This is a genomic window from Halomonas sp. 72 (assembly GCF_052379785.1).
In the GTDB taxonomy this organism is placed as follows: domain Bacteria; phylum Pseudomonadota; class Gammaproteobacteria; order Pseudomonadales; family Halomonadaceae; genus Vreelandella; species Vreelandella citrativorans.
Genome location: NZ_JBQSYY010000042.1, coordinates 1 through 2,794, shown reverse-complemented (window position 1 = coordinate 2,794; position 2,794 = coordinate 1). Strand labels below are relative to the sequence as shown.

At 47.3% G+C, this 2,794-nt stretch carries 4 protein-coding genes; 1 reads left to right on the top strand and 3 read right to left on the bottom strand.

What is annotated here, in order from left to right; all coding sequences use genetic code 11:
- Nucleotides 1-41 precede the first annotated feature (41 nt).
- The 3 genes from ACT3T6_RS17620 to ACT3T6_RS17610 form a co-directional block, all read right to left on the bottom strand.
- Complete coding sequence (locus ACT3T6_RS17620) at nt 42-560, bottom strand: ferritin-like domain-containing protein (RefSeq protein ID WP_226913537.1); 519 nt, start codon at nt 558-560, stop codon at nt 42-44.
- A 41-nt stretch (nt 561-601) separates the two neighbouring features.
- Nucleotides 602-1,438 (bottom strand): manganese catalase family protein, encoded by an 837-nt coding sequence (locus ACT3T6_RS17615; RefSeq protein ID WP_193054207.1) that lies wholly within the window; start codon nt 1,436-1,438, stop codon nt 602-604.
- A 280-nt stretch (nt 1,439-1,718) separates the two neighbouring features.
- On the bottom strand, nt 1,719-1,931 hold the full coding sequence (locus ACT3T6_RS17610; protein WP_172117339.1) for a general stress protein: 213 nt from the start codon (nt 1,929-1,931) through the stop codon (nt 1,719-1,721).
- Between the two features lie 409 nt (nt 1,932-2,340).
- On the opposite strand from ACT3T6_RS17610, the gene ACT3T6_RS17605 reads away from it, so the two are divergent.
- Nucleotides 2,341-2,520: a hypothetical protein gene (locus ACT3T6_RS17605; RefSeq protein ID WP_193054208.1), complete on the top strand. Its 180-nt coding sequence runs from the start codon at nt 2,341-2,343 to the stop codon at nt 2,518-2,520.
- Nucleotides 2,521-2,794: the final 274 nt, after the last annotated feature.

Here is a 2,794-nt window from a genome sequence, read left to right as displayed (position 1 = left end):
ATTAAAAAGTAGCAGGTTAAACGAATTTCGATAGGTAGCGCTTAACGTTTAGCGCGCTGGCCATCATCATCAGCACGCTGTAAAAATTGTGTGGTCGTAGACTCCAGATGATCCGCCAGCCAATCCGCCATGGCAATCTCTTCCTGAAGGATCTCTTTGCATACTTGAGCGACGCCCGCATGGCCCGAGCTTTCCGCAGCCTGAATCAAAGCTTTATAGTTGGCGATTTCAAAGTGCTCAAAAGCGTAACAGGCGATACTTCCTTTCATGACTTCATCGTCCATCATCATGCCGCCAAGCGCTTGACCAAAGGCGGTTATCTTACCGCCCAGATCCTTGAGGGCTGAGGTATCAATATCCAAACCAGCCATGGCCTGCTCCAAGCGATCCGACTGATGGCGGGTCTCATTTAAGTGCTGCTCAATACGCGCCTTAAGCTCAGGGTAATCAACTAATCGTTCTGCCTGCTTTTCCAGCATTTCCTCAGCTTGCTTTTCCATAGCATGCGCATCACGTAACCAGTTTTCCAAATACTTGGTTTCCAGAGACAGGGTTTCCATCGTGCTGACTCCTTTTAAATAACTGAGTTATGTATAACGACTTATTTTGACGGATCAATCTGCTCTTTCTGAGCGCCCGATTTCTCCTTTGCCATGCCGAGCGTAGGCGCCTGGCCTTCCGGCTCTGGCTGTTGGCGTGCCGTGAAGTCGCTACGACCGTCAAATGAGGGGCCTTCCGCCCAGCGGCCTTTCGGCGCTTCTTTATCCAGCAAGGTATTGAGGTAGTAGTACGAATGCTGCATGGCTTCGTGATCTTCAGGGGTAGCGTTCGGTATCGGAAGGTGTGCTCCAAGTCCGCCTAACTCTTCAATGACGGCTAACCACTGCTGCTGATGGTAGGTATCACGCGCAATCAGAAAAGAGAGGAAGTCTTTCATGCCATGGTCGTCCGTCCAGTTATAAAGACGCGATGCCAATACTCGACCACTTGCCTCCGCGGTCACGTTAGCGAGCATATCTGCCGCCACATTACCCGTGGCATAGATGTGGCTCATATCGAATGGTACGCCATTAGCATTGACCGGCATGGCAGAAAGCCCAGATGACAACAGGTGGCGTGGGTTCGCTCCGCCTAGAATGGCATTCATGACGGGATCTTCTGCGGTAGCCTCCTGGTAAGAGACGGGCGCACCTTCCAAGTTAAGCGCAACCGCATGACCAAGCATTTCGACATGCGCAAGCTCTTCTGTAGCCGTCGACATAAGAAGATCGCGAATGCGATCATCGCCCCGCGCTCCCATTGCCTGGAAGAAATATTGCATTGCTACCCGGATTTCCCCTTCTATACCGCCGATAGCCTGTTGGAGCAACATGGCAAATTCAGGATTAGGTTTATCGACTTTAACTGGATATTGCAGCTTTGCAGAGTGGTGGAACATAGTGCAGCCTCCTGGATTAACTGCCAGGAAGAAAACTTCCTGGCAGCAGACTTAAACGTTACGCAGTACCAGCCTCATTACTAACGGTTCCTTCTAAACAAAGCGCTTCCTTGCGAGCCCATCAAATGAAATATCTGATCGCGTTTAGTTAAGTATTGAAGGCCTCTGTACACTCCCCTTTAAGCAGCAACTTGCTTAGATGCTATTACTGACATATTTACAAGGGGCAACGTTTAAGCTAAGTGGTTATGTAAAACCTAATCGACCTGACCGGTCGCCATCAGGAATTACCACCGTGGCTGTTCTCTCCACCTTTTTTACCGGCTTCGGAAGCTCGCTCCGGATCATTAGCGAAGTTACCTCCGCTCTTTTGGCCACCTTTATGGCCGATATCTTCATAAAATTCTTTACCATGCGTTTTTGAAGTGGCTTCACCACCTTTCTGTCCTGCCTGTTCGCGGCTCATTCCATTATCTTTGCGATCATTAGCCATGATTCATCTCCTTTTCATGCTTTCGGCAAAAACATATCAATCATTAACTCGATTAACCAATCGAGTAATTTGAGCGTAGCTAACCCCAAAGCCATTTCAAGAGATACGACAGATAATGAAAATCTTTAATCTTTGTCACCACGTTGTTTTGTTGTTATTAAAATACAGCGCTAAGATAAAACAACACAGGCCTAACAACGCTTGCTTATACCGTAAGCAGAGACATAAAGAGAACATATCCCCTTACTATTTAACTTACGTAATTTTTCCGTATAACTATTTTTTAGATCAAGCTGGAAGTAACAGAGTGAAAGCGATGGTTAAAACAATCTTCTTGCATACTCACGAGAATTAGTTAGGCCATGGTGCCTCCTGCTTTTGCAGCTGCGGGGGGCCCAAGGTAAGAAGAATGAATACCGGCGCTGCCCAAGCCGGAAATGATGGTCAAGCAGCTACCAGAAAGGCTATTTTTTATTTATCGAAAACCCAGCATGGCGAACATAAGCCATTGAAAATAAAAGACATGCAGAACCAGTGTAAGAGAATGCTTACAAAAATATCAGCGATAGACTACATCATTTCCTGCTAAAGCCGTTAGAATCGTACCTGCTACGGATCGCAGTAGCTCACTTGAGTCGCGCCAGCCCATGGAAGGGTTTCGGAAAGCAATATGCGAAAGGATCAAGGACGCGCGACAGGCCACGGACGGCCTTATTATCCATGCTAGATAACCTCTGCTACATCGTTATCCCGCCATTTTCAGCACCAACCTTACTCATCTTTTTACCCGCTCTCGTCGCGCAAGCTAAGTAGACGTTATGCCTGCCTTTATCGTTACTTCTTTATGTTTATTTTTATAGCAC